This window comes from Pseudoalteromonas sp. T1lg76, assembly GCF_002964725.1.
Lineage (GTDB): Bacteria > Pseudomonadota > Gammaproteobacteria > Enterobacterales > Alteromonadaceae > Pseudoalteromonas.
In genome coordinates, this window is the sequence record NZ_PQCE01000019.1 from 62,098 (window position 1) to 86,110 (window position 24,013).

Annotated in this window: 23 protein-coding genes, 1 tRNA gene and 1 pseudogene; 18 read left to right on the forward strand and 7 right to left on the reverse strand. The window is 50.0% G+C overall.

Translation table 11 applies throughout. The features are described from left to right. The first annotated feature begins 3 nt into the window (after nucleotides 1-3). Complete coding sequence (gene trpB, locus C2M35_RS07865) at nucleotides 4-1,188, forward strand: tryptophan synthase subunit beta (protein WP_105199200.1); 1,185 nt, start codon at nucleotides 4-6, stop codon at nucleotides 1,186-1,188. Further along, nucleotides 1,188-1,991 carry a tryptophan synthase subunit alpha gene (gene trpA / locus C2M35_RS07870; RefSeq protein WP_105199199.1) on the forward strand — a complete coding sequence of 268 codons (804 nt, stop codon included), beginning with the start codon at nucleotides 1,188-1,190 and terminating at the stop codon, nucleotides 1,989-1,991. Before trpB ends, trpA begins: the two co-directional genes overlap by 1 nt. Here trpA and C2M35_RS07875 read toward each other — a convergent pair. Continuing rightward, entirely contained in the window at nucleotides 1,988-2,263 is a 276-nt protein-coding gene (locus tag C2M35_RS07875) for an HU family DNA-binding protein (RefSeq protein WP_105212917.1), read from the reverse strand. The two genes, trpA and C2M35_RS07875, sit on opposite strands and share 4 nt — an antisense overlap. Nucleotides 2,264-2,397: 134 nt before the next feature. Here C2M35_RS07875 and C2M35_RS07880 point away from each other — a divergent pair, with 134 nt between their 5' ends. Beyond that, complete coding sequence (locus C2M35_RS07880; protein WP_105213133.1) at nucleotides 2,398-3,006, forward strand: inner membrane-spanning protein YciB; 609 nt, start codon at nucleotides 2,398-2,400, stop codon at nucleotides 3,004-3,006. A gap of 58 nt (nucleotides 3,007-3,064) precedes the next feature. Continuing rightward, nucleotides 3,065-3,702: pseudogene (locus C2M35_RS07885) on the forward strand (CPBP family intramembrane glutamic endopeptidase). Between the two features lie 15 nt (nucleotides 3,703-3,717). Here the strand turns inward: C2M35_RS07885 and C2M35_RS07890 are convergent. Then, nucleotides 3,718-5,142 carry a sodium-dependent transporter gene (locus C2M35_RS07890; protein ID WP_105265031.1) on the reverse strand — a complete coding sequence of 475 codons (1,425 nt, stop codon included), beginning with the start codon at nucleotides 5,140-5,142 and terminating at the stop codon, nucleotides 3,718-3,720. 244 nt (nucleotides 5,143-5,386) lie between these two features. On the opposite strand from C2M35_RS07890, the gene C2M35_RS07895 reads away from it, so the two are divergent. From C2M35_RS07895 to C2M35_RS07910, 4 genes are all read left to right on the forward strand, one after another. Continuing rightward, nucleotides 5,387-5,689 (forward strand): YciI family protein, encoded by a 303-nt coding sequence (locus tag C2M35_RS07895; RefSeq protein WP_105265062.1) that lies wholly within the window; start codon nucleotides 5,387-5,389, stop codon nucleotides 5,687-5,689. A 164-nt stretch (nucleotides 5,690-5,853) separates the two neighbouring features. Continuing rightward, nucleotides 5,854-6,105 carry a PepSY domain-containing protein gene (locus C2M35_RS07900; RefSeq protein WP_105199195.1) on the forward strand — a complete coding sequence of 84 codons (252 nt, stop codon included), beginning with the start codon at nucleotides 5,854-5,856 and terminating at the stop codon, nucleotides 6,103-6,105. Next, nucleotides 6,105-6,779, forward strand: coding sequence for a response regulator transcription factor (locus C2M35_RS07905; protein WP_105199194.1), 675 nt, complete (start codon nucleotides 6,105-6,107; stop codon nucleotides 6,777-6,779). Before C2M35_RS07900 ends, C2M35_RS07905 begins: the two co-directional genes overlap by 1 nt. Then, nucleotides 6,773-8,110, forward strand: a complete 1,338-nt coding sequence (locus C2M35_RS07910; RefSeq protein WP_105199193.1) for an ATP-binding protein — start codon at nucleotides 6,773-6,775, stop codon at nucleotides 8,108-8,110. The genes C2M35_RS07905 and C2M35_RS07910 overlap by 7 nt, the downstream gene beginning before the upstream one ends. A gap of 244 nt (nucleotides 8,111-8,354) precedes the next feature. Here C2M35_RS07910 and C2M35_RS07915 read toward each other — a convergent pair whose 3' ends face one another. Beyond that, complete coding sequence (locus C2M35_RS07915) at nucleotides 8,355-9,371, reverse strand: AI-2E family transporter (protein WP_442792495.1); 1,017 nt, start codon at nucleotides 9,369-9,371, stop codon at nucleotides 8,355-8,357. Between the two features lie 264 nt (nucleotides 9,372-9,635). On the opposite strand from C2M35_RS07915, the gene C2M35_RS07920 reads away from it, so the two are divergent. Continuing rightward, a complete protein-coding gene (locus C2M35_RS07920) occupies nucleotides 9,636-10,526 on the forward strand; it encodes a TIGR01777 family oxidoreductase (protein ID WP_105265032.1) in 891 nt (296 codons plus the stop codon). Between the two features lie 23 nt (nucleotides 10,527-10,549). Here C2M35_RS07920 and C2M35_RS07925 read toward each other — a convergent pair whose 3' ends face one another. Together C2M35_RS07925 and C2M35_RS07930 are read right to left on the reverse strand one after the other, a co-directional pair. Beyond that, complete coding sequence (locus tag C2M35_RS07925) at nucleotides 10,550-13,051, reverse strand: ABC transporter permease (protein WP_105265033.1); 2,502 nt, start codon at nucleotides 13,049-13,051, stop codon at nucleotides 10,550-10,552. Further along, nucleotides 13,041-13,757: an ABC transporter ATP-binding protein gene (locus tag C2M35_RS07930; RefSeq protein ID WP_105212921.1), complete on the reverse strand. Its 717-nt coding sequence runs from the start codon at nucleotides 13,755-13,757 to the stop codon at nucleotides 13,041-13,043. Before C2M35_RS07930 ends, C2M35_RS07925 begins: the two co-directional genes overlap by 11 nt. On the opposite strand from C2M35_RS07930, the gene C2M35_RS07935 reads away from it, so the two are divergent. The 8 genes from C2M35_RS07935 to C2M35_RS07970 all read left to right on the forward strand — a co-directional run bounded on the left by C2M35_RS07935 (nucleotide 13,758) and on the right by C2M35_RS07970 (nucleotide 20,348). Next, nucleotides 13,758-14,408: an arylesterase gene (locus C2M35_RS07935; RefSeq protein WP_105265034.1), complete on the forward strand. Its 651-nt coding sequence runs from the start codon at nucleotides 13,758-13,760 to the stop codon at nucleotides 14,406-14,408. It begins immediately after the preceding gene. A 135-nt stretch (nucleotides 14,409-14,543) separates the two neighbouring features. Beyond that, a tRNA-Pro gene (locus C2M35_RS07940) sits at nucleotides 14,544-14,620 on the forward strand. Nucleotides 14,621-14,881: 261 nt separating this feature from the next. Then, complete coding sequence (locus C2M35_RS07945) at nucleotides 14,882-15,388, forward strand: hypothetical protein (protein ID WP_105265035.1); 507 nt, start codon at nucleotides 14,882-14,884, stop codon at nucleotides 15,386-15,388. 14 nt (nucleotides 15,389-15,402) lie between these two features. After that, entirely contained in the window at nucleotides 15,403-16,287 is an 885-nt protein-coding gene (locus tag C2M35_RS07950) for a LysR family transcriptional regulator (RefSeq protein ID WP_158677941.1), read from the forward strand. Nucleotides 16,288-16,372: 85 nt separating this feature from the next. After that, complete coding sequence (locus C2M35_RS07955; RefSeq protein WP_105265037.1) at nucleotides 16,373-17,401, forward strand: CNNM domain-containing protein; 1,029 nt, start codon at nucleotides 16,373-16,375, stop codon at nucleotides 17,399-17,401. A gap of 243 nt (nucleotides 17,402-17,644) precedes the next feature. Then, a complete protein-coding gene (locus C2M35_RS07960; protein ID WP_233999470.1) occupies nucleotides 17,645-18,181 on the forward strand; it encodes a helix-turn-helix domain-containing protein in 537 nt (178 codons plus the stop codon). Between the two features lie 65 nt (nucleotides 18,182-18,246). Continuing rightward, the gene (locus tag C2M35_RS07965) at nucleotides 18,247-18,666 is read left to right on the forward strand and encodes a hypothetical protein (protein ID WP_105265038.1); all 420 of its coding nucleotides are present in this window, start codon (nucleotides 18,247-18,249) and stop codon (nucleotides 18,664-18,666) included. A gap of 173 nt (nucleotides 18,667-18,839) precedes the next feature. Then, complete coding sequence (locus tag C2M35_RS07970; RefSeq protein WP_105265039.1) at nucleotides 18,840-20,348, forward strand: leucyl aminopeptidase; 1,509 nt, start codon at nucleotides 18,840-18,842, stop codon at nucleotides 20,346-20,348. Nucleotides 20,349-20,429: 81 nt separating this feature from the next. Here C2M35_RS07970 and exaC read toward each other — a convergent pair whose 3' ends face one another. Beyond that, nucleotides 20,430-21,950 (reverse strand): acetaldehyde dehydrogenase ExaC, encoded by a 1,521-nt coding sequence (gene exaC, locus C2M35_RS07975; protein WP_105265040.1) that lies wholly within the window; start codon nucleotides 21,948-21,950, stop codon nucleotides 20,430-20,432. Nucleotides 21,951-22,106: 156 nt separating this feature from the next. On the opposite strand from exaC, the gene C2M35_RS07980 reads away from it, so the two are divergent. Then, a complete protein-coding gene (locus C2M35_RS07980; RefSeq protein ID WP_105265041.1) occupies nucleotides 22,107-23,000 on the forward strand; it encodes a helix-turn-helix domain-containing protein in 894 nt (297 codons plus the stop codon). 49 nt (nucleotides 23,001-23,049) lie between these two features. On the opposite strand, the gene C2M35_RS07985 is transcribed toward C2M35_RS07980, so the two are convergent. Continuing rightward, nucleotides 23,050-23,883 (reverse strand): Tim44 domain-containing protein, encoded by an 834-nt coding sequence (locus C2M35_RS07985; protein WP_105265042.1) that lies wholly within the window; start codon nucleotides 23,881-23,883, stop codon nucleotides 23,050-23,052. Between the last annotated feature and the right edge of the window lie 130 nt (nucleotides 23,884-24,013).

The following is a 24,013-nucleotide window of genomic DNA, read 5'->3' on the forward strand; positions in this document are numbered from 1 at the left end:
GTTATGAAAAATTCAGCCTATTTTGGCGACTTCGGCGGCATGTATGTGCCGCAACTTTTGGTCCCGGCGCTTAAGCAGCTAGAAGATGAATTTAACAAGGCGCAACTGGATGCCAGCTTCCAGAAAGAGTTCCACTCATTGCTAAACGAATATGCCGGCAGGCCAACGCCACTGACTCTGACCCGCAATCTGGTCAAAAACCCTAAGGTAAAGCTCTACCTTAAGCGAGAAGATCTGCTCCATGGCGGCGCCCATAAAACCAACCAGGTGCTTGGCCAAGCCCTGCTTACCAAGCGTATGGGCAAAAATGAGGTGATAGCGGAAACCGGTGCCGGACAGCACGGTGTGGCCACGGCCCTGGCCTGCGCCTTACTCGGCCTTAAATGCCGCATTTATATGGGCGCTAAAGACGTTGAGCGCCAACAGCCCAATGTGTTTCGCATGCGTTTAATGGGCGCCGAAGTGATCCCGGTCACCGCCGGCTCCGGCACCTTGAAGGATGCGGTTAACGAGGCGCTGCGCGACTGGTCTGCCAACTATAAAACCGCGCACTATCTATTGGGCACAGCGGCGGGGCCGCATCCCTTCCCGACCCTGGTGCGTGAGTTCCAAAAAATGATCGGTGAAGAAGCCAAACAACAGGTATTGGCGGCGGAAGGCCGTTTGCCGGATGCGGTGATCGCCTGCGTTGGCGGCGGCTCAAATGCCATCGGCATGTTTAACGACTTTATCGACGAGCCTGGCGTTAAACTAATCGGCGTTGAGCCTGCGGGTAAGGGCCTGGACAGTGGCGAGCACGGTGCCACCTTGTGTAAGGGCACCAAGGGTGTGCTGCACGGTGCCTACACCTATATTATGCAAACCGAGCAGGGGCAAATTGAAGAGTCCTACTCGGTATCCGCAGGCCTGGATTACCCTGCGGTGGGACCGCAGCACGCCTATTTACATGAAACCGGGCGCGCCCAGTATGTGGGCATTACCGATGATGAAGCCCTGGATGCTTTTAAGGCATTGGCTCGCAATGAAGGGATCATTCCGGCGCTTGAGTCCAGCCATGCCCTAGCCTACGCCTTAAAGTATGCCGAGCAGCAAGAGCAGGACACCATTTTAGTGGTTAACCTCAGTGGTCGCGGAGATAAGGATCTGGCCCATGTCCACACTGTGTTACAAGCAAAAGGAGAGCAGTAATGAACCGCTATAGCACCACCTTCGCCAACCTAAGTGCCAACAACGAAGGTGCCTTTGTGCCCTTTGTCACCATAGGCGATCCCAACAAGGAGCAAAGCCTGGCGATTATTAAAAGCCTTATCGATGGCGGCGCCGATGCCTTGGAGCTGGGTATTCCCTTCTCCGATCCCATTGCCGACGGCCCGGTGATACAACAGGCCAATATTCGCGCCTTGGCGGCAAATATCGATACCGATACCTGCTTCGATATCATCAAGCAGGTGCGCGAGTATAACGCCGATATTCCCATCGGCCTGCTGCTGTATTCAAACCTGGTGTTTGCCAAGGGCATAGATAATTTTTATCGGTTGGCCAAAGAAGCGGGTGTGGACTCCATTTTGGTTGCGGATGTGCCTTTGCATGAATCCAAGGTCTTTCGCCGTGCGGCCATGAGCCAGGGCATAGCGCCTATTTTTATCGCCACGCCCAATGCCGACGATGACACCTTGCGCCAATGTGCCTCCTATGGCCGCGGCTACACCTATTTGCTCTCTCGCGCCGGGGTCACAGGCACAGAAACCAAAGCGCAGATGCCGCCCCAGGAGTTAGTCACTAAGTTGAGCGAGTATCACGCCGCTCCAGCCTTGCTGGGCTTTGGGATCAGCACCCCGGAGGATGTAAGGCAAGCACTGCAAAGCGGTGCAAGCGGTGCCATCAGTGGCTCGGCCGTGGTTAAAATCATTGCCCAGCATCTGGATGATGAAGCGGCCATGTGCCAGGCACTGCGCGAATTTTGCGCCGAGATGAAGGCGGCGACCCGCTAAGCTTGTAATCGGTCTTTAAGTGCCTTGGCGCACTTAAAGGCCACCTTGTTTTGCCCGGCAATTTCAATTTGTTCGCCGGTTTGCGGATTGCGGCCCATCTTGGTCGGATGATAGCTTAAGGAGAAGTTGCCAAATTTGGGAATAAATACCGCATCACCTTCGTGTAATGAACGACTAATGGCATCGAGCATGGCCGTAAGTGCCGCAGCGCATTGCTTTTTCGTTAAACCGCTGTGTTGCCCCATGGCATCAATAAGCTGTTTTTTGTTCACTTGAATCCCTACTAAAAACTATAAAGGCGCGCAGCCTAAAAGCGCAGCCCTTAAATGTCAAACCCAGCCTTTACCCTTGAGCTTAGGCGCCGATGCTGGTAAAACACCTGCTACCAGAAGTAATGGATGTGGCTATGAGCACACTAATCGAATATATCCCGCTAATTTTATTTTTTGCCGTTTATAAAATGGTCGATATCTATTGGGCCACCGGGGTCTTGGTCGCTGCCAGCGCCATACAAATGGCCTACGCCTATTTTAAGGAAGGAAAAATCGGCACCCGCCACTGGGTGTTTTTCGCCATCGCCCTGGTGCTTGGCACCATGACCATCTTGTTTCGTGACGAGCACTTTATTCAGTGGAAGGCGACCTTCATCTACGCCATCTTGGCACTGACGCTTGTTATTTCGCGCTGTTTTTTCAAAAAGAACCTGGTACAAAAAGCCTTGGTTGGGCTCTTAAATTCCGTGGCGGAAAAGCAAAATGACAGCAGTGCCGACAGTAACGCCGGCAGCAGTGATGCCAACAACATCTTGGTACCGCAAAAAGTGTGGGAGCAATTGAATATTTTTTGGGTGGTGTTGTTTAGTGCCATTGCCGCCCTCAATATCTATGTGGCCTATAACTTCTCCCTTGATTTTTGGGTGAATTTTAAGGTCTTTGGGCTGATGGGGATCACCTTTGTTGCCATCATCTTTACCATAGTGCGCGTCTACCCCTATTTTCCTGACGAACAGTCATAACCCTGCCTCAATCCATTGCTACACTTAATGCATCGCGCTGTAGCAATGGAGCGTTTCCTTGACTAATACCCAGTATCGCTGGCTTGAGCTTTTCTGCGTTTTTATCATATTGCCCCTGGTGGGCCTTGGCTTGCGTGAACATTTACAAAACTGGCTGATCCCGGCGCTGATCATTCTCACCGCTGTGTGTTGTTTTATTCTTCTGACCGACCCTCATTTTAAACGCTTTCGTATTACCTCCATGGGCCAGTTTCCGGTAGTGAAAAAGCGCATGGCCACGTTTTTTCTGACCGGCGCCCTGCTCTCTGGGGTCTTGTACGGCATTATCAATCAGGAAAACTGGTTTAGTTACCCACTGCAATCGCCCATGAGCTGGTTGATGCTGCTCATCCTCTACCCCTTGCTCTCAGTCTTGCGCAGGAGTTGATTTTTCGCACCTATTTCTTTCATCGCTATAAACCTATTATTCCCAATAAGACCAAGCGGGTGTGGCTAAGCGCCGCCGTATTTGCCCTGGCCCATGTGGTCTATGGCAATCTGGTGGCTGTGCTGTTGGCGTTTTTTGGCGGCTTATTGTTTTCTTACACCTATGCGCATTCGCGCTCGACTATCGCCTGCGTGCTTGAACATAGTTTATGGGGCTTGTGGATGTTTACGATTGGGGCGGGCAGTTATTTGGATGCGGGCGCCATATAGGCACCCGCGCTTGATTTAGAAACCAAAGATACTTACGGCGAAGAACTTGGTTGCCACGGTATTAATAAAGATCAGCAATAAGATCACTGGGATAAAGGTCGACAGTGAAAAGTTCACGTACTTTTCCATAAAGCTGCCGGCATAGCCGTCAGAGCCTTGTGAAAGCTCTTCGCTTAGCTTGGCCTTCTTCCAGCGATACATAACGAAAATACAGACCATCAGACCGTTGAGCGGCAATATGGTGTCATAAAAAACATCATAAACCACATCGAACATGCTCTTGTCGCTGCCGCCATAATTGGTCAATTGTGTCAGCCAATCAACCATGCCAAACGACAGGGTGCAGCCCACGGTCAGAATACCTATGGCACCGGCTAACACCACAAGCGCTTTTTTACGGCTGTAGCTCTTTTCTTCAATCAAGGTCGCGGTAGGTACTTCAACGATCGACACCAAAGACGTGATGGCGGCGAAGAACACCAATAAGAAGAATACAAAGGCGACGATGGATGCACCCACGTAACCTATATCGGTTTGCAGTGCCAGCAGAATTTTCGGCAGGTAAACGAAAATCATGGATACAGAAGAGTCGGATAACTCGCTTGGATCCGTGTTCGGATTAAAGCTGAAGATAGCCGGAAGCACCATAAGACCTGCGGTAAAGGCCACCAAGGAATCGGTGATCGCCACCATTTTCGCGCCACTGACGATATCATCTTTTTTCGAGATATAAGAGGCGTAGGTCATCAGGATACCCATGCCCAGCGACAGTGAGAAAAACGCCTGAGATAACGCGCCGTTTAGCACACTGGCATTCATTTTAGAAAAATCAGGTACCACATAGTAACGCACCCCGGCCATGGCGTTGTCCAAGGTCAGTACATAGGCCACCAGGGCAATCAATAAAACAAACAGAGCGGGCATTAAAAACTTTGCCGCCTTTTCGATGCCGTCTTTTACGCCACCGACTAGGATAAGGTTGACCACCACGGCCACCACCAGCATATAGGCAAAAACGCTGTATTCATTAATAAAGCGCCCAAAGTTACCCGGATCGGCCAGGGCTTCAAGGTTACCGAAGGCAGTTTGTGCCAGATAGCCGAAGATCCATACGGTGATAACCATATAGAAAACGGCAATCATAAAGGGAGTCAATACAGCTAAAATGCCGGCACCACGCCAACGGGGTGAATTTCCCGATAGCTGGCGATAAGCACCGTAAGGGTCTTTTTGCGCCTTACGACCCATGGCCATTTCCGCCATCATCACAGGAAGACAAATAAAGGCCACAAACAGGGCATAGACGATTAAGAAGGCACCACCACCATTCTTAGTGGCCGATACAGGGAAACCAACCAGGTTACCGATACCAACCGCCGAACCGGCGGCTGCGAGAATAAAGCCCAGTCGCGAGCTAAAGTGTTCACGTTTTTCGCTCATAGAAAAACCTTGTTATTGTTTTAACCCGACTCTAGCAGTGTTAAACCGGCCTTTTCAAGCTTTATAGACGTATTTGCCCGAGTAAATCGGTGTGCATTTGTTTACAGCGTAAATTACGTGCATTCGTGTTAATACATGCCCTTTTATTCGTCAAGCGACTATGTCATTGCACGATAAAAATTTACAAGCGCCCTCAATGCTGGCTATCATAAAAGTAATTCATACCAAATACTTGGTTTTATTTATGTTGTACATGATTTACTCAACCGATGTTGAAAATTCGCTGGAAAAACGCCTTGCTGCTCGCCCTGCTCATTTAGCCCGTTTACAGGAGCTTGATAGCCAGGGTCGCTTGCATGTAGCCGGTCCGCTGCCTGCTGTTGACAGTAACGACCCAGGTGACGCCGGCTTTACCGGCTCACTGGTTATTGCCGAGTTCGACTCGCTGCAACAGGCACGGGAATGGGCCGCCGAAGACCCGTATATCGCCGCTGGCGTTTACGACAATTCTGTGGTTAAACCATTTAAAAAAGTACTCGGCGCATAAGTTCAGTAAAGGTTAATTGGTGTTTCGTATGCTAACCAATATGCCACCGCCTGTAGCTATGCCTACGGCTTAGCCTTTGGGATTATCCTCGGACTAATCCAAAGGATAAACCACAGGTTAACCCATATTAGGTTACCGAAGATTCACCGGGAGCTCTTTGAATCATGTTAAGACTAATCGCAGCCATCTTTATCACATTTACACTGTCTCTCTCTGCGGCCCATGCTGGTTCGCCCGCTAAGGTGGTCGATAAGAAGCAGGCAGTGGCGATTGCGAAAGAAGCCGAAAACGGTAAAGTTTTAAAGATTTCGGAACAAAAGGATAAATTTGTTGTTCGAATCTTAAACCCCAAAGGCCGAGTTATCGACATTATTGTCTCTAAACGCACGGGACAAGTTGAGAAGGAAAATAATTAATGCGTATTTTAGTCATCGAAGACGATTTGCATTTAGCAGATAACTTACGTAGCGCTTTAGAAAAAGAGCGTTATAGCGTGGATTTATGTAATGACGGCGAAGCCGGTTTATTCCACATTTGCGAATACCCGCTGGATATGGCGGTGGTCGACCTGGGTCTGCCAAAAATTGATGGTATCGAAGTAATTAAACAAGCCCGAAAAAACGGCGTTGATATTCCTATTCTAATTTTGACCGCTCGCGACCGCTGGCAGGACAAGGTAGAAGGCCTAGATGCCGGTGCCGACGATTACCTGACCAAGCCTTTCCATGTTGAAGAGTTGATCGCCCGTTGTAACGCCTTAATTCGCCGCAGCGCCGGACAGGCCAACCCGGAAATTAAAAATGGTCCTATCCGTATTCATACCCGCTCGCAGCAGGTCTGGGTTGACGACCGTGAGCTTAATTTAACCGCTTACGAATACAAGGTGTTGGAATACCTTATGGTTAATCCGCAAAAGGTAATTTCAAAATCGGAATTGACCGAGCACATTTACGATCAGGACTTTGACCTGGACTCCAACGTTATCGAGGTATTCGTACTGAGGTTACGTAAAAAGCTTGACCCTGAAGGCACGCTAAACCCTGTTGAGACCCTGCGTGGTCGAGGATACAGGTTGCGCTCCCAGTGGTAGTCAATCAGGTTTCACTGAAAATAAGACAAGGATTTATCCTTGTCTTTTTGTTGATCGTGGCAATGCCAATTCTCTTTGTCTCCATCGGCAATGCCTATCGCGCCTCCTTGATTGAGGCCACCGAGAAAACCCTCGAAGCACACCTCTACTCCTTAATTTCCGAAGTAGAATACTCGGAGCAAGGGGTGGAAATGCCACGCAGTATTCTTGCCCCAGAGCTCAACCGCGTTACCTCAGACACCTATGCGATGATCTACGCCGGTGAGCAACAGCTCTGGCAAAGTGAATCGGCGCTCAATACCGACTTTAAACCGGATCTCTTTATCACAGAAACCGGCAAGTCCGATTTTCGCCTGGTCACCCACAAGGGTAAAAAATATTGGCAGTTATCGCTTACCGGCATTCTTGGCAATCTCGACCAGGATATAGAAGCGCGCTTTATCCTGGTAAAAAGCAATGATGCCATTTTGCGCCTGATGGAGGGCTTTAAACAAACCTCCATTAACTGGATGCTGATCATGGGTGTGGTGATCACTGTATTGATGATTATCGGCTTTATCTGGAGCTCTCGTCCCCTGCAACGTCTGGATAAAGAAATTAAGGCCATAGAAAGCGGCGACAGCATGAGCATTAAGGGCCATTATCCGGTGGAGCTGCAAACCATTAAGGCGGATCTGAATCTGCTACTGGAATCACAGCTGCGACAAAAAGAACGTTATCGCGCTTCCTTAAGCGACCTCGCCCATGCCCTGAAAACCCCATTGGCGGTATTAAAGTCCAGCCCGCTGGCACAAGATAGTGATGCCCAGGAGCAACTCGACCGCATTAATGTGATGATCGAACACCAATTAAAGCGGGCCGCCACCGGCGCCTCCGATACCTGGAAAAAACAAACCCTGATCAAACCGGTTGCTGACTCCATCTTTAACGCCATGAGCAAGGTATATCGCGATAAAAATATCCAATTTAGCGTTGAGGTTAACAATAACCACTTCTTCCTTGGCGATAAAACAGATTTAATGGAACTGCTTGGCAACCTGGTGGATAACGCCTGTAAGGCCTGCGACTCAAAGGTGAGCCTTAAGGTAGTGCAGAAGAAAAAGCGCCTGCGCCTGATTATTGAAGACGATGGTCCCGGCGTTCCAGAGAATAAGCGTGAATTATTATTACAGCGCGGTACCCGCCTGGATAGCTATGAAAGCGGGCACGGTGTCGGTATGGCCATAGTTGCCGATTTGGTCAATGGTTACCATGGTCACTTAACCATAGGCGACAGCCCTCTTGGCGGCGCCCTGTTCGAACTAGAGTTTGATTATCAGGAAACCAGTTAATCGCGGTGACACCCTATACACAGCGCTTTGTAGCTTTCCTGGCCAGCCAAAAACTGGAATAAGCGTACTAGGCCAATAAGTCGATGCTATCTAGCTCGACTTATACCAGTTCTGTTAAGTATGTGATCAGAGATAGCGTTGGATAAATGATATGCTAACAAGGCGGAATTTTTCTTATGTAGTAACTCTACATAGAAAAATTCCAACGCAGTTAGCATGATATTTAGCCCGCTAGAATGATTAGCTATTTAAGTGAATTGGTATTATTGGCAACTTGTGCATCGCTGCCTAACAAGGTGGCTATCCAGCGCCCTTCTTCACTCTCTTCAAGGGCAATCTTCACCACCATGGTCAGCGGCACAGACAACAGCATGCCGACACTGCCAAGCAGCCAACCCCAGAAAATTAACGATAAAAACACCACCAAGGCCGACAAGCCCAGGCCTCGCCCCATAAAACGCGGCTCTATCATGTTACCCATCACAGTATTGATAAGGATATAACCACCACCCACTATGGCTGCGGTCAGCGGACTTTGGGTAATAAGCGCCAGCAACACCGCGGGTACGGCGGCAATAATAGAACCTATATTGGGAATATAGTTAAACATAAAGGCAACCACACCCCAAAGCAGGAAGTAGTCGATATCAAGCAGCCACAGCATAAAGGTGACTAAGATACCAGTGGCCAGACTCACCAGGGTTTTAATCGCCAAATAGGAATTGATAGAGGCAAGAAAGCGGTCTATTTGCGCCATTTTCATGTCCGGATCATCCATCGCCAGGTGGATTTTATTGCCTATGCTTGGCCCTTCAAACAGCATAAACACTACAGTGACTATGATTAAAAACAGGTTCGCCATCACGCCACCGAAGCCGGTGAGCATATTGGTGGCTACATCTATCATTTTGGCCGGGTCGAACATGGCCATAATTTGCGCCTTATCAAGAAAAATATTGTATTGCGCCAGGGTATTGACCAGCCATTCAAACTCGTTTTTTAACTGCTCTTTGTATTGAGGTAATTGCGCCGAAAAGTCATTAACCGACTGCCCTACCAAGCCTGCCAGGCTCAGAATCAAGCCAAAAACCAACATGATCACCAGAACAATGGCCAGCCCTTTAGGAATACGATAACGCCCCAAGGCATTGATCAGGGGGCTGCAGATCACCGCAATAAATACCGAGAGAATAAAGGGCACCACCAAGGGGCTGGCAATTTTAATCCCGGCCAAGACGATCACCAGGGAGGCCAACACCATTAAACTTTTACTTGCTCCAATAAAGCTAGGCACAGTTAATTCCTTTTTGTTTTTCTGGGGGTTAATTTGCGGTTTTTGAGCGCTAAATCGAAACAAACCTGATCGCGAAGCGACCTAGGCCCGTATACATCTTTCTTATTAACGCCTAGTTTAGGCGACTTACTAATGAAAATAAACTCTTGATATGGGACAAAAAATAGACGTAATCGGCACAGAGCCAGAAATGTCCTACACTTGTATAGAGCGGCTTGGCGTTATAGCGACATGAACATTCTTATTACCGGGGCCACCGGACTAATTGGCTCCGAGCTTTATAAACATCTGTTAAACCATCACAGCGTGACGGTACTTACGCGCACGCCCGCTAATGCCTATCTGAAACTTGGGCACCGCATCGAAGCGGTACGCAGCCTAGACAAGGTTGATTTCAATGATACCGATGTGGTGATCAACCTAGCCGGTGAGCCCATAGTCAACAAACGCTGGACGCCAGAGCAAAAACAGCGGGTCTATGACTCTCGTATTGCCCTCACAGAGGAAATTGCCGAGCGTATAAACCAGGCCGAGAAAAAGCCAAAAACCCTGATCTCCGGCAGTGCCATAGGCTATTACGGCCGCCAAGGCGAACAGGTGATTGGCGAAGATTATGAACATTGCTATGACGAGTTCAGCCACCGGCTGTGCAAAGACTGGGAGCAAGCGGCACAAAAGGCACAAACCCGAGTCTGTTTGCTGCGTACCGGCATTGTGCTTTCCGCCCGTGGCGGCGCGCTGACAAAAATGTTGCCGGCATTTCGCTGTGGTCTCGGTGGGCCTTTGGGCGATGGTCACCAGTATATGTCCTGGATCCACCTTGATGATATGGTGCAGGTGATCATGTATTTAATCAAATACGACCATATCAGCGGCCCCATCAATGCCACCGCCCCACACCCGGTGAGTAATGAAGAATTCAGCAAAACCCTGGCACAAATACTGCGCCGTCCTGCCTTTTTGCGCATGCCCAAAGCAGTGCTGCGACTGTTAATGGGAGAAATGGCCGATCTTATGCTGTACGGACAAAATGTGCAGCCCAAACGCATGCTCAAAGAAGGCTTTCGCTTTCGCCATCCCGAACTAAGACCGGCTCTTGCCCAAATCCTCAGCCGCCATTAGCGGCTAAGGCAAAAACAACCCCACTACATGATTTTACGCAGCAAACCACTGGTGTTTTTATTCAGTGTGCGGGCGATCATGGTGTAGCCCAGCACAGCGACAAATAAGGCACCGGATAAGGGGCCAATCAACCAGATATCCGGATGCAGCTTGCCCGGCAGTTCAAACAAGGTGCGCTGTACGATAAACAAGGCAATATCACTACTTAGCGCCGCAACCACACCGGCCACCAAACCGAGCAAGAGAAACTCATACAGGGTTGCATGACGAATAAGTTGTCCGCGAGCCCCCAGGGTACGAAGTATCACCACCTCCTGCATGCGCTCACCCAGACTCGCCTGTACCTGAGAAATAAGCACCAAGGCGCCGCAAACCACAACTATGGCAAGCACAAAACCAATCGCCAAAGAGACCTGCTCTATGGTTGAGCGAATTTGATCGACAAAGTTATCGACATCTATGGCTGTAATGGTCGGATACTGACGCAGCAATTGAGTAAAAGCCTTGCTTTCCCCCTCATCGATGCGCGCCGCGGCTATATAGGTTGCGGGGAAATCCGCCAGTACATCCGGGCTTAAAATCATAAAGAAGTTCGGCTTTAAGGTGGACCAGTTCACCTCGCGGAAGCTGGTAACCTTGGCCTCAAAGCTCTGTGCGCCAATTAAAAAACTCACTGAGTCGCCAAGCTTTATATCCAAACGTTCGGCCATGGACTGCTCCACCGACACCTCGCCGCGGCTTTGCTCGTCAAACCATTGCCCGCCACTTAAGGTATTATGACTTGGCATCTCACTCACCCAGGTAAGATTGAGCTCGCGGCCCACTCCCGAGCGCGCTTCCTCGTCTTTTTTCTCGTTGTCCTCTAACGACACCTCTCGGGCCACGGGCTCGCCATTGATGGCATTAACACGACCGCGAATAGTGGGGTAAAAACGTGACACTTCTATATTCTGGGCCGCGAGGTAATCACCGACCGGCTGCTTTTCTTCCTCTGTGATGTTCACTAAAAAGGCGTTCGGCGCATCCGCTGGCAGCTGAGATTGCCAGTCATTGATCATGTCGTTTTTCAGTACGATTAAAAACAGCAGCAACTTAATGGCCAGTGCAAAACTGATCAGTTGTACCGCATTGGCGTTGGCCCGCTTTTGAATCGAGGCAATGGCCAAAGACCAACTGTTTCCCGGGCTTAAGCCGAGCTTACGGCCACCGCCAAAAATCAGCTTGGAAAGGATAAAGAGCACTAAGACCACCGCCGCCGAGGATAAGAATAAAATGATAGTGATCATAATCTTACCGCTGAACAGCCACATTAAAGCAAAGACGGTAAAGGCAGACAGAGTAAGGTGAATTTTACTCACCAATAAACGGTCACCCAGGTTGCGACGCAAGACCCTAAGGGGGGGAATATCAAAAAGATCCAGCAGTGGTTTAATGGAGAACATTACAGCGCACACCACACCGATAAACACCGCACTTAACCAAGGGCGTATTGACGCCGGGGGCAACTGCACATCCATATTGGCGGCCATGTAATTGCCCGCCGCATACTGCAAGCCATACCCTGCCGCCAAGCCAAGCAGCAGCGAAAAGCCACATACCAAGGCCAGGTGCAGCAGGTAGATATTGCGAATTTGCGAGCGCGCTCCGCCTAAGGTTTTCATCATGGCCACCGGGTCGTACTGGCGCTCACAATAACGCTTTGCCGACACCGCAATGGCCACGGCTGCGAGAATAATGCCAAGCAGGCCCGCCAGCAGTAAAAACCGCTCCGAGCGCTCAAGTGAGTTGGAAATGGGTGACTGTCTGTCTTTAACCCCATACCAGCGTTGATTCTCGGCCAGTTGGGGTTTTAACCACTGATAAAAGGCCTCAATCTTGTTGCTCTCGCCGGCATACAACTGGCGATAAAACACCCGACTTCCGGGCTGGATGACCTTGGTTTTTTCAATGTCTGCTTCGTTGAGCAGCACACGACGACTGCCGGAGAAAATATTAAAGGGCGCGTCCGGCTCTTCACTTAAAATGGCACTGACCGTAAAGGTCGCGGCGCCAAGCTCTACGCTATCGCCCACCGCCAAGTCCAGTGAATACATCACCGACTCATTGAGCCAAACCGTGCCTAGCTCTGGACCGCCCTTGGCCACCTGCTCCTGGGCATCGAAATCCCCTTTTATCAGCAACTCCCCCTTAAGGGGATACGCTTGTGAAGCCGCCTTGATGGCCGCCAATTGCATGCGCTCATTGGCAAACAGCATGGTATCGAAAAAGGTCAGCCGGGCAGTTTGCAACCCCATATTTTGCGCCTGCTCTTGATAATTATCAGGCAAAGCATGGTTACTGGCCAGGGCCCGGTCGGCGGCGATAAAGGCATTGGACTTTTGCAAAATAGCCTGGCCGATACGGTCGGTCACCGACGACAGAGTGAGTACAGTCATCACCGCCAGAGCAATGGCGGCACAGATCACCGTCAGCTCGCCACGGCGTAATTCTCTAAAAAATAATCGTATCGCCAACTTAGCCCACATGCGCGCGCTCCTGTGGCTCACGTAGTTGGGTTAGCTCACCGCCCTCAATATGCAAGATGCGCTCACAGCGATGGGCCAGAGCTTCATCATGGGTTACCAGCACTAAGGTGGTGCCCTGCTGCTGATTAAGCTCAAATAATAATTCTTCAATCAGCTTGCCGTTTTTGCTGTCAAGGTTGGCCGAGGGCTCATCGGCAAAGAGAATTTTTGGAGTGCCGACAAAGGCGCGGGCAATGGCCACCCTTTGCTGCTCACCACCGCTGAGTTGCGATGGGTAATGTTCAATACGATGACTCAAGCCCACTTTTTCAAGCAATGCCAAGGCCTGCTCTTTGGCGTCTTTTTGATTGGCCAGCTCCGCCGGTAACATCACGTTCTCAAGGGCACTTAGGCTTTGTACCAGCATAAAAGACTGAAACACAAAACCGACCTTTTGCGCCCGCAAGGCTGCACGGCCTTCTTCATCAAGACTCTCAAGGGCGTCGCCATCAACAATAATGCTTCCGGATGTGGCTCTATCCAGCCCCGCCAACAGGCTTAGCAAGGTTGATTTACCCGAGCCCGAGGCGCCTACTATGGCCACCGACTCGCCCGGCTTGACATTAAAGCTGATGTCGCTGAGGATCGTTAAATCGCCGTCAAGCGTATTAACGGACTTGGTTAATTCTTTGACTTGAATAATGTTTAATTGAGATAACGCTGACATATGAATGCTTTAATCCTACGTATTTTGCTCGTCCTATTAGTTGTCACTAAACCATTTATGGCCTGGGCTGACAACCAAATCCTGATCCTAGGAGACAGCTTAAGCGCTGCCTATGGTCTAAAACAACACCAAGGTTGGGTGCAATTGTTACAAGATACGTATGAAGAGCAAAAAAAGCCCATTAAATTAATCAATGCCAGTATCAGCGGCGAAACTACCGGTGGCGCACTAAGGCGCCTAGAGGGCATTTTAGCCAGCCACCAGCCCAGCCATGTGCTGATTGAACTGGGCGGTAACGACGGCCTGCGTGGATTCCCTATTCCCAAGATGCAGCAAAATCTCACGGCCCTGATCAAACAAAGCCAGGCGGCCGGTGCCGAAGTGGCGGTGATGGCCATTCGCATCCCGCCCAATTATGGTCCCCGCTACACACAAATGTTTGAGGCCAGCTTCGCCACCGTGGCCGAACAACAGGGCGCTCATCTGCTGCCATTTTTTGTCGAGCAAGTCGCTACCGATGGCTCCTTGATGCAAAACGACAATATTCACCCCAATGCCGAGGCTCAGCCGCTGCTGCGCGATATTATGGCCGAGCATATCGAGACCTGGTTAGCCGCTCCCCAATTAAGTTCAACTAACGCGGCTAAATAAGACGCAAAAAACGCTGTGATAACAGCGCTTTTTCAATAGTGGATAAAAAACCTTATCGATATGAATAATTTATAGGCAAACGATTCAACACCCACTTGCAATTGCAAAAATTATCCGTACTATTGCAGTCCTAGTCGGCATATAGCGCAGCTTGGTAGCGCACTGTCATGGGGTGTCAGGGGTCGCAGGTTCAAATCCTGCTATGCCGACCATTCTTTTCTCTCCCCAGTCAAATCTTAATTCGTTCTCGCACTCAAGGTGCGCTTTATTTCCTAAACAAACTTTTTAACCTCTCAAAAAACATTTTTTCTTAGCGAAAACCTTACGTCCTTGTCTGTGGTTCCGTTTAGCCTTATTCCGAGGTTGTGCCCGTGTGTTGCAAATCCGCACCAGGGTAACGACAAAACAATCCACGCCCTTACGTGATTAAGTTGATACGCTTAAGCGGTCAACTTTACTCCAAGGGGAACCTGATGCGTTTAACTAACTTACTGTTTTTACTGTTAACTCTATTTTTAGCACCGCTGTTTTGCTCGCAGGCTTTGGCCGCAGGCTCGGCACAGCAAGCAAAGGACGAGGCCGCTATTAAAGCCCTCTTTGCCAGCTATATGAATAAGTACAACGGTTATATACAAGGAAAGTCGCTGACGCATGTAGAGCAATTATATATGCCTCAGGTCATGCTCATGTCCAGTGCCAATCCACCAGTGGCAATGCCCGCCAAAGACTTCAGCAAGCAGGTGGTGGGCTTTCTCGACAGCTTAAAATCCAAGGGAGTGGCCTCGGTCAACTGGCAACAGGTTAATGTGCGCCTGATAGATAAAAACATTGCCATAGCCACCAATGTGGCTGTTCGCTATCGCGATAATGGCGAGGTATTCAATAAAGTGGGAGCAACCTACTTCTTGTACAAAACAGATGAAAATTGGCGTATTGCTAGTTTTGCGGTACATGAGCATACTGGAGTGCAAACTCTTTGATGTGATACATGGTTATGGAAGATTGGGATGCATATCGCCTGATACTGGCAATTCACCGGGGCAAGACGCTACGCAATGCGGCAAAAATACTGGCGGTGAATCACACCACGGTGGCAAGACGGCTGGCACAACTCAATCACAGCCATGGCTATACCCTGGTGGAGTCTGCCCCCTCAGGGTACGCACTCACTTTGGCAGGGCATGCCTTATTGCAAACCGCGCAGCAAGTTGAGGCACTGGTACTCGCAGACAGGCATGCACAACGCGCAAAATACCTAGAACACAGCGGTCAAATTACCCTGTCTCTTCCCCCTGCCATTGCCCAGTACCTGCTTCTTGAAGATTTGGGAGCCTTTGCTAAACGCTACCCACAGATTCGCCTGGTGATGCAATGCAATTATCACCTTGTTGATATTGATAACTGCGAGGCGGATATTGTCATTCGCGTCGCCAATGAACCATGTGATCATCTGGTTGGCCATCGCGCCGGCGCCGTGTATTTAAATTACTACGCCCAACGGGATTACCTCCTTAACAAAACCAGTGACGAGTACGCATGGCTGGTTGGCACAGCCGATAGTGCTCAAACAGATTGGATTAAGAACAGTCCATTTCCACACGCACCGGTGAGCTTAGTGATTGATGATTTAATAGTGCGCCATGATGCCGCCAGCAAAGGGCTTGGGCTTATACGCGGAGCCTGTTATATCGCCGATACCATGGAACAACTTACGGTAGTTGGAGATTCTGAGCCCCATGAATTTGCCCAAATGTGGGTTTTAACACATCCATCGCTTGTTGATGTTCCCAGAATCAAATTGCTAATGGGCGAACTCTACACTTTACTTAAGCAAAGACAGCATCAATTAATGGGGCGCGCCGCAAAGTTTATCTCTTAGGACCCTTTATTTATGGGTTTTAACCCAAAGATCGTTAACTAAACTAACAATAAGTCACTTTGCTAACAGGCCTATACAACCTACTATGCTATTGCTCATTGCTTTCGCCGTACTCTCTATCGCCGTGTCGTTTATGTGCTCTATTTTAGAAGCGGCATTGCTCTCCATTACACCTAGCTATATTGCTAAACAAAAATTAGAGAACCCGGTTCGCTATCAGGCACTGAAAAATCTCAAAGAAAGGATTGATCAACCGCTGGCGGCAATTCTCACCCTCAATACGGTGGCGCATACGGTCGGCGCTGCCGGGGTTGGCGCCCAGGTCACGGTCGTCTTCGGTAATGGTTATTTGGGTATCGCCTCAGCGGTCATGACAATTCTTATTCTCGTGCTATCAGAAATTATCCCAAAAACCATAGGCGCCCTGTTCTGGCGCCAGCTAGCCGTGGTATTGCCGCCAATACTCGCCTTCTTAATCTGGACACTCAAACCCTTTATTTGGATTTCGGACAAAATAACCCGTTTACTCGGTGGCAGTGCCAGTGAAGAAGATCTGCGCTCAGAAATTAAAGCTCTGTCCTCTCTTGGCACCGAGCTTGGTAGTGTCGATGAGACCGAGCACAGAGCGATAAGCAACATTCTCGATTTACATACCATCAAGGTGCGCGAGGTTATGACGCCTCGCATCGTCTGTGAAACGCTCAAACCTGACTTGCCCCTTGATGACATTCGCGACAAGGTGCTCAAAAGCCAGTTCACCCGCTTTCCCATCCTGGATGAAGACGAGGCTCCCCACGGCATGCTTTTTAAGTCGGATCTGATTATGGTAGGCGACAAAAAATTCGCGATTGAGTTTGCTCGACCAGCTAAGGTCGTCTCTGACAACACCAGCTTGGAGCAATTGCTTACCCAACTCCTAGAAGATCAGCATCATATGTGTTTGGTGTATGACGAGTACGGCTCGTGGCAAGGATTAATAACCATGGAAGATATTATTGAGACCATTATCGGCCGCTCAATTGTCGATGAAACGGATCAAATTGCCAACATGCGTCGCTATGCCCGACGACGCTGGCAGAAGCAGAAAAAAGCACAAAAGAAATCACAGGAATAATGTTTAAGGCAGGTCATCTCGCCAATTAGCGATAAGTTGTCAATAACTAAAGCGTTTAAAAATAGTATTTTGGGGCGCTGATTTATTGTGCACAAAATTTAAAAAATCTTTTTAAAACAACATTCATCACCTATAGTGTCGTATTCGTTACGTAATGATTTCGGGTGCATGTCGCAACCCTAACGTATTGCTGGAGAGGGTCTATTGCTAATTTGAAGTCCAGTTAGCAAGGAGACCCACAAGATGAAAATGAAAGTAAATGTTCAGGTCATAAAAACCCTGCGTGATAGCCGCTGTTACTCGCAAGAGCAGCTGGCGGAGATGGCAGGATTGAGTTTACGCACGGTACAACGAATCGAAGCCAAGGGCGTTGCCTCATTGGAGTCGATAAAAAGCATGGCCGCAGCGCTGGATATCGATTGCCAGCAATTATTGGCTTTGGATCACAGTGTCCATATGCAAGACAGCGCATGTGCTGCCGGTGCGCCTGAGCACACTCAACCCTCTTCCACAGAGACTGGCTCAGAACCTGTCGCTGTGCAGGCTTCACAAGACCCGACTGCCGCTAAGCCGAAAACCAACAGGCACACCTATCTGTGGAGTATACTATTGGTCATTGCCGCCAATGCCTTCGGCTTTTGGGGCATTTTTGATGCCTACAATGCCGGGCGCATAGATCAGGATACCATGCGTTTACTAAAAAACCTGGTGTCGCTGGCGCTGCTCTTTTCGGTGGGCCTGCTGGCCTACAAGGGCTACAAAGAAGGTATCTTTAAGTAATAGTCGCTTAACCAAAGCATCGGCGTTCTCCTTGCTAACTCCACTTTAACCAAAGGAGAAAACCCATGTTTAACAATAAATTAAATATAAAACTTATCAGCGTAACCATAGCAGCCTTTTTCATATACGTGCTTGTTGCAGGCATAGTATTGGTTCAGTTATGGCTACCCGATGGCATCGCCCAAGAGCAAGCCATGATACTGGCCGAGCAGGACGTAGGCTTGCAAATTCAGAGCATGCTTGCAGGCCTTATTGGTTGTCTGCTTGTTGCTGCGATGAGTGTGCGTTTTGGTAAGGAGCTGGGATATAAAAATACCCTGGTGTGTGGCATCTTCCTCACCCTTTACGGAATCTTAGGAGTGTATTTGCACCCGCAACATGCTCTTTGGGCGCAATTTATAAAGGTGCTGGCACCACTGCCTATTACCCTGCTCACGGCCATGCTGCTTTGCAACATGCGTAAATGCTCCCTCAAAACCGCATAATACTTTATCCGCCCAACTAGGTGGCGACACAAGATGGCATAGCCATGTGTCGCCCCGCTCGCACACCCAGCACCGACGTTAAACTGTAATTCTCGTTCATTCACCGCCAATTGGTTAATTTTAATAGTGAAATAAGGTAAAAAGGCGCAACTTTGCGAATCTAGGAGAGCAATATGTCGCGTATTTTTAGTCTTAGTGCGGTTGCCGCCACACTCTTGAGTGCTCATGTTTATGCAGCAGATTTTAATTTTACTGGCCTAAGCGGCGCAAAAACCTTAGTGGTTATGCAAACCAAAGGGCAAGACTTACCTGCGGGTCAATTATCTGCAGCAACTCAGGCGCAACTGAAAAAAGCAGCGGACGCCGCTCAATTTGATGCCAGCCAGGGTAGTACATTTGAGCTTCTAGCACCTATTGACTCGAACTATGAGCGCATTTTGGTTGTGGGTTTGGGTGACAAGGATGAGTTAAACGCTGCCAATCTGGCAAAACTAGGTGGTGATATTCATGGCCAACTTAAAGCCGATAAAATCACTCAGGTTGACTTGGCCTTTGCCGAGGTACAAGGCCAATTAAGCAATGCGCAACTGGCAGCCCAGTTTGCCCACGGTGCCAACCTTCGCGATCACAGCTTCGATGTCTATAAAAAAGACGCCGATAAAACCACCGTCAGCTATCACTTTAGCGTTGCCAACGCCGAGCGCGCTCAAGCGGCCTACCAAGCCCTGAGTCATATCGAGCAAGGCGTATTTCTAGCCCGCGATCTAACCTCAGAAGTGGCCACAGAAATGACCCCGGTCGAATTTGCCAAAGCCGCTAAAGAGCTTGAGCAATACGGTGTCAAGGTAACCGTACTTGAGCCAAAACAGCTTAAAAAGCTGGGCATGGGTGCCTTAGAAGGCGTTGGCCGTGGCAGTGAGCATGGCGCTCGCCTTGTTGTTGCCCATTACAAGGGGTCAGATGAAGCGCCTATCGCCCTGGTAGGTAAAGGCATTACCTTTGATTCCGGCGGCTACAGCATTAAAAGCGGCCCGTCTATCGCACGCATGAAGTCAGATATGGCCGGTGCCGCCGCGGTACTGGGCACGGTTAAAGCCATGGCGCTGAGCAAGGCCGATGTCAATGTCGTTGCCGTCATGGGTATGGCAGCGAACATGGTTTCTCAATACGCCATTGCCCCGGGTGATGTACTACGCACTGCCGAAGGCTTAAGCGTAGAAGTGGTGAACACCGACGCCGAAGGCCGCCTGGTGCTAAGCGATGCCATGTGGTACGCCCGCGAGCATTATAAGCCCGAAATCATGGTGGATGTAGCCACATTAACCGGCTCTAAGGTACGCGCTCTGGGCGATCGCTACAGCGCCGTATTCTCTGAAGATGATCAGCTTATCAGCGAGCTTACCGCCGCCGGTAAGGTAGTGAATGAGCAGGTATGGCGTCTGCCGCTGGGCTACAAAGACATGCTGAAGTCGGATATTGCCGACTTACAAAATGTCGGCTCGGGCGGTCCGGGTGCAACTACTGCCGCTTCTTTCTTACAACACTTTGCCGGTGACACCCGTTGGGTACATATTGATATCGCCGGGAATGCCCTGTCCAGCAAGGCCAAAGGCGAAGTGAATGTGGGCGGCACAGGTTACGGTGTGCGCCTGCTGAGCGAGTGGATTTTAAAAACCAAATAAGCGCACAGATGAAAAAGGTGGCTAAGGCCACCTTTTTTGTTGGTTGGGTAACCAGCTGGAAAGCCTAGCTAAAAGGCCGGGTTAGAAGAAACCCAAGGCATTGTCTGAGTAGCTGACCAAGAGGTTTTTGGTCTGCTGATAATGTTCCAACATCATCTTGTGGGTTTCTCGCCCTACTCCGGACTTCTTGTAACCACCAAAGGCCGCATGAGCAGGATAATGGTGATAACAGTTAGTCCAAACGCGACCCGCTTCTATGGCGCGGCCCATGCGATAAGCGCGGTTCATATCCCGTGTCCATAAACCGGCGCCCAGACCAAACTCGGTGTCATTAGCGATGGCAATGGCATCGGCTTCATCCTTAAAGGTGGTAACACTCACTACCGGGCCGAAGATTTCTTCACGGAATACCCGCATCTGATTGGTGCCCTTAAACAGAGTCGGCTGAATATAGTAACCCTGACTAAACTCGTTATCGAAACGCTCCGCATCACCGCCAATAAGCACCTCGGCGCCCTCGTCGCGGCCAATGCTAAAGTAGCTCATGATCTTATCGAATTGCTGCTGCGATGCCTGGGCACCGACCATGGTTTCGGTATCAAGCGGATTACCGCGCTTAATTTGTTTGGTCCGCTCGACCACCTTGGCGATAAACTCATCATAGATACTCTCTTGCACCAATAAACGCGATGGACAAGTACAGACCTCGCCCTGGTTGAAAAACGCCAGCACAGCGCCTTCCACACACTTATCGATAAACTCATCCGATTGCTCAAGCACATCTTCAAAGTAGATATTGGGTGATTTACCGCCAAGCTCCACCGTTGACGGGATAATGTTTTCGGCGGCACATTTTAGGATATGCGCACCGACCGGGGTGGAGCCGGTAAAGGCGATTTTGGCGATGCGGGTACTGGTGGCCAGGGCTTGGCCGGCCTCGGCGCCATAGCCGTTAACCACATTAAGTACACCCGGGGGCAGCAAGTCGCCAATTACCTCGACCAGCTTTAAAATCGATGCCGGAGTTTGCTCGGCGGGTTTTAGCACCACACAGTTACCAGCAGCCAGGGCCGGCGCAAGTTTCCATGCAGCCATCAGCAGCGGGAAGTTCCACGGGATGATCTGTCCGATTACACCCAGGGGCTCATAGAAATGATAGGCCACGGTGTTTTCGTCGATATCACCGATACTGCCCTCCTGGGCACGAATACAACCGGCAAAATAACGGAAGTGATCCACCACCAAAGGAATATCCGCATTCAGGGTTTCTCGCACCGCCTTGCCGTTATCCCAGGTTTCCGCCACCGCCAACTGTTCCAGATTAGCCTCGATACGGTCGGCAATTTTCAGCAGCAGATTGCTGCGCTCGGTGACCGAGGTTTTTCCCCAGGCGGCTCTGGCCTGATGCGCCGCATCCAATGCCAGCTCGATGTCTTTGTCGTTCGAGCGCGGCACGCGGCAGAAGACCTCACCGGTAACCGGCGTGGTGTTATCAAAATAATTACCATCCACAGGCGGCACCCAGGCCCCACCAATGTAATTCTCGTATTGGGCGGCAAAAGACACCAGGGCGTCGGTTGAATTAGGTTTTGCATAGATCATTGTTATTGTCCTTCTTTGCTGCAATCCCTTTAACGCTAGACCAATTTGCCGATAAAAACTTGATTGGCATTCCATCTTGCTTGACTCCAAGTACACTTTTTGGCCATGCTAGAGCACGCCTTAAACAAGCTATGGTCATAGCAAAGGAGCCTAGCCATGCCAGCAGCCACACACCCAGATGCAATTGAGCGCCTCGATACCTTGGTCGATCACCGCTCGGTGTTTAACGCCGATGGCGTGCAACTGTGTTTATACGACACCTATGAGCACAGTGACGGTGTGCCCTTTAAGGCAGACGAAATTATGTTTTGCGCCATGATCCAAGGGCGTAAGGTGATGCACCATTCGAGCCTGAGTCAGGGCCAGGACTTTATCCCCGGACAGAGCTTTGTAATTGCGCCACAAGAGCATGTAGCCATAGACTTCCCCGACGCCACCTTGAGCACACCGACCCGTTGTTTGACCATAGAAATAGACACCCAAAAGCTGCATCAGGTAGCCGGGCAAATGCGCCTGCGAAGCGATAGTGAGGCGTCCACGCAAACCGCCACCTTGCAGCTCAATCACAGCGCCAGCACCCAGGGCGTGTATCAAAGATTAATTGAGGCATTTAGTGAAAATGAGAAAGACAGAGGCTTACTCATTGAGCTTGCCAGCACCGAATTACTGGTGCGCTTACTGCGTGAGCAAGAGCATAGCAAGTTACTAAGCTGTGCCCAGCAAGACCCTCAAGCCACCCTCTGGCATGCTGTGGTCGCTCATATTGAGCACAACCTCGGCGGCCTTATTGATGTCGATACCCTGTGCAGCCTGGCCTGTATGTGCCGCAGCAAGTTTTTTAACGCCTTTCGCCAGCGCTTTGGGGTCAGCCCTCAAGCCTATATTCTTAAGCGCCGCTTAGAGCGGGCGCAGCTGTTGCTCAATCAGGGCAAGTCGGTTACCAATGCCTGCTTTGAAACCGGCTTTAACAGCGTCAGTCATTTTAGCCGCAGCTTTAAGGGCCATTTTGGCGTATCGCCGCGGGGCTATCGCCAGCAAGGAGTGAGTTAAACGAAAAAGGCCGCATATGCGGCCTTGTTAGAGAAAATTAGCGCTTGGCTTAGTCAACCAAGTCTTCGGTGCCGACAATCAACCAAGGCGCCGCTTCGCTGTTTTTACGCTCCATATGCCAAATCTCATCGATACGCTCCTTGGCATGGGCAATACGGTCCTGATACTGGCCGCTAAAGTGGATGCTGATAGCCCACACATCATTGTCGCAGCTGGCGCGAACAATATTGGCATCAACAAACAACACTTCGGTGAGTACCTCGCCCTGCTCGGCGCGCAGCGCCTTAAATTCCTCGATAAGCTCGGGAGCCAAATACTCCGACACCACGCCAAAGTTATTGTCATTCCATGCCTGCTGAATGGTGACATAGTGCTCTTTGGCAGCGCGTATAAAGCCGACCTGGTCAAAGTTTGGCGGTAGTTGCATGGGCACAGAGCTAGGTTGCGGCTGAGGCTGAGCCGAGGCGCTGCTTTGCTGCCACAGACCCTGGCTCGCATAGGCCTGGCCATGCGGCGTCGCCATCATGGGACGCGGCTGGTTTTTACGCATCGCCGAGCGAATAAACTTAAAGAGTAAAAATCCGATACCTGCAAGTAATAGAATTTCCAGCAGTTGCACGCCTTCAAAGTCATCACCCATCATGGCGGCAATTAGACCACCGGCCAGCAGGCCGCCAAGCACACCGGCCATAATGCCTTTTTTGCTCGAGGTTTTCTTCGCCGCCACCGTGCTGGTGTCCGTGGTTTGCTGTTTTTGTGTGGTCTGAGTTTGCTCGGTCTTACCGGTCGTGCGTTTCGAGCCAAACTTTTTACGCGCCTGGGCATCGAAGCTGGCGGTAAACAACACGCTCAATAGCGTTAACATAATTACCAGATTTTTCATGGTTATCCTTAAAAATAAATACTGGCGGCAGTGTACCTTAGCCCTAGGCTAAGGCAAGCAATTCGGGATATCAGGCAAGCTATATGCCCAGTTTTTAAGCATAAAAAGGCCCGTAAAATACGGGCCTAAA

What these genes read in the sequence shown, in the direction of transcription:
- C2M35_RS07930 (WP_105212921.1), bottom strand. Translation starts at nt 13,757, where the DNA reads ATGTCAGCGTTATCTCAATTAAACATTATTCAAGTCAAAGAATTAACC.
- C2M35_RS07880 (WP_105213133.1), top strand. Translation starts at nt 2,398, where the DNA reads ATGAGCACACTAATCGAATATATCCCGCTAATTTTATTTTTTGCCGTT.
- exaC (WP_105265040.1), bottom strand. Translation starts at nt 21,950, where the DNA reads ATGATCTATGCAAAACCTAATTCAACCGACGCCCTGGTGTCTTTTGCC.
- C2M35_RS07900 (WP_105199195.1), top strand. Translation starts at nt 5,854, where the DNA reads ATGTTAAGACTAATCGCAGCCATCTTTATCACATTTACACTGTCTCTC.
- C2M35_RS07970 (WP_105265039.1), top strand. Translation starts at nt 18,840, where the DNA reads ATGTCGCGTATTTTTAGTCTTAGTGCGGTTGCCGCCACACTCTTGAGT.
- trpB (WP_105199200.1), top strand. Translation starts at nt 4, where the DNA reads ATGAAAAATTCAGCCTATTTTGGCGACTTCGGCGGCATGTATGTGCCG.
- C2M35_RS07955 (WP_105265037.1), top strand. Translation starts at nt 16,373, where the DNA reads ATGCTATTGCTCATTGCTTTCGCCGTACTCTCTATCGCCGTGTCGTTT.
- C2M35_RS07920 (WP_105265032.1), top strand. Translation starts at nt 9,636, where the DNA reads ATGAACATTCTTATTACCGGGGCCACCGGACTAATTGGCTCCGAGCTT.
- C2M35_RS07980 (WP_105265041.1), top strand. Translation starts at nt 22,107, where the DNA reads ATGCCAGCAGCCACACACCCAGATGCAATTGAGCGCCTCGATACCTTG.
- C2M35_RS07925 (WP_105265033.1), bottom strand. Translation starts at nt 13,051, where the DNA reads ATGTGGGCTAAGTTGGCGATACGATTATTTTTTAGAGAATTACGCCGT.
- C2M35_RS07905 (WP_105199194.1), top strand. Translation starts at nt 6,105, where the DNA reads ATGCGTATTTTAGTCATCGAAGACGATTTGCATTTAGCAGATAACTTA.
- C2M35_RS07895 (WP_105265062.1), top strand. Translation starts at nt 5,387, where the DNA reads ATGTTGTACATGATTTACTCAACCGATGTTGAAAATTCGCTGGAAAAA.
- C2M35_RS07985 (WP_105265042.1), bottom strand. Translation starts at nt 23,883, where the DNA reads ATGAAAAATCTGGTAATTATGTTAACGCTATTGAGCGTGTTGTTTACC.
- C2M35_RS07965 (WP_105265038.1), top strand. Translation starts at nt 18,247, where the DNA reads ATGTTTAACAATAAATTAAATATAAAACTTATCAGCGTAACCATAGCA.
- C2M35_RS07890 (WP_105265031.1), bottom strand. Translation starts at nt 5,142, where the DNA reads ATGAGCGAAAAACGTGAACACTTTAGCTCGCGACTGGGCTTTATTCTC.
- trpA (WP_105199199.1), top strand. Translation starts at nt 1,188, where the DNA reads ATGAACCGCTATAGCACCACCTTCGCCAACCTAAGTGCCAACAACGAA.
- C2M35_RS07960 (WP_233999470.1), top strand. Translation starts at nt 17,645, where the DNA reads ATGAAAATGAAAGTAAATGTTCAGGTCATAAAAACCCTGCGTGATAGC.
- C2M35_RS07945 (WP_105265035.1), top strand. Translation starts at nt 14,882, where the DNA reads ATGCGTTTAACTAACTTACTGTTTTTACTGTTAACTCTATTTTTAGCA.
- C2M35_RS07950 (WP_158677941.1), top strand. Translation starts at nt 15,403, where the DNA reads ATGGAAGATTGGGATGCATATCGCCTGATACTGGCAATTCACCGGGGC.
- C2M35_RS07935 (WP_105265034.1), top strand. Translation starts at nt 13,758, where the DNA reads ATGAATGCTTTAATCCTACGTATTTTGCTCGTCCTATTAGTTGTCACT.
- C2M35_RS07915 (WP_442792495.1), bottom strand. Translation starts at nt 9,371, where the DNA reads ATGGTGTTGGCCTCCCTGGTGATCGTCTTGGCCGGGATTAAAATTGCC.